The following is a 1,021-nucleotide window of genomic DNA, read 5'->3' on the forward strand; positions in this document are numbered from 1 at the left end:
CTCACCGCCGCCAGCAGCGGTTTCATCCCGACGATGTTCAGCACGCGTGTCAGATTGTAGCCGAGCACGCACAGCGCCATCTCGGTCGCAACTTTCGGCAGCGTCACGCACAAGAAGTGCGTCGCGCCCATGCGCATCTTCAGTGTGCCGAACGGATGCTCGACGGTCTCGCGGCGTGTGCGCATGGCGTTTGGATTCTTGTCGAGCCGCGCCTGAGCGCGTTCGAGAACGTCCTCGTGCACCCATCGCTTGATACGGCGTTGTGGGCTCGGCGTGCACTTCGATTTGAGTGGACAGGTTTTGCAGGCGTTCGTCCAATAGTTGCGCAGCTTCTGGCCGTCTTCGTCGTTGGTATAATAATATTTGAGTTTCTCACCGGCAGGGCAGCGATAAACATCCTCATTTGGCAGATAAGCAAAGTCCTGTTTGCCGAAGCGTCCCGAAGCCTTCGCACCCGATGTCATCGGCTTGGGCAAAGTCACCGTGATGCCAGATTGCTCGCACGTCACGATTTCTTCACCCTTGAAGTAGCCGCGATCGGCGACAACATCGAGCGTGTCGGCCTCAAGAACGGCTTTGGCTTGCCGGGCTATGTTTGCAAGTTGCGACCGGTCTGAGCCGCTTGTTGTCACCTCGTGCGCGACGATCAGATGGTTTTCTGTATCAACCGCCGTCTGCACGTTGTAGCCGACGACGCCAGAACCACGGCCGCTCGTGGCCATCGAACGGCTGTCGGGATCAGTGAACGATATCTGCTGATCGGGCGACGCCAGAACCTGTTTTTCAATCGCTGCGAGTTTCGCCATTTCAACGGTCAGATTTTTGAGCCGTTCTTTGATCCGCGTCTTTTTTAACTCCAGTGTTTCCGACGGCTCCTGCCGGTCGGCGGTATCGAGCTGAGCGAGATAGCGCGCAACACTCTCCTCCAATTGCGTGCGCCGCCGCTCGACTTTGCCGCGCGTGAAGTTCTTATCGCGATTATTGACTGCTTTGAATTTGCTGCCGTCGATCGCAACGCTGG

The 1,021-nt window shown here is 57.3% G+C and carries 1 protein-coding gene; it reads right to left on the reverse strand.

Features of this window, described 5'->3' with window-relative positions; genetic code table 11:
• A partial coding sequence (locus tag IVB13_RS00025) for an IS1182 family transposase (RefSeq protein ID WP_247487227.1) occupies positions 1-1,021 on the reverse strand: 1,021 nt, incomplete at both ends.

This window comes from Bradyrhizobium sp. 17, from assembly GCF_023073515.1.
GTDB lineage: Bacteria > Pseudomonadota > Alphaproteobacteria > Rhizobiales > Xanthobacteraceae > Bradyrhizobium > Bradyrhizobium canariense_D.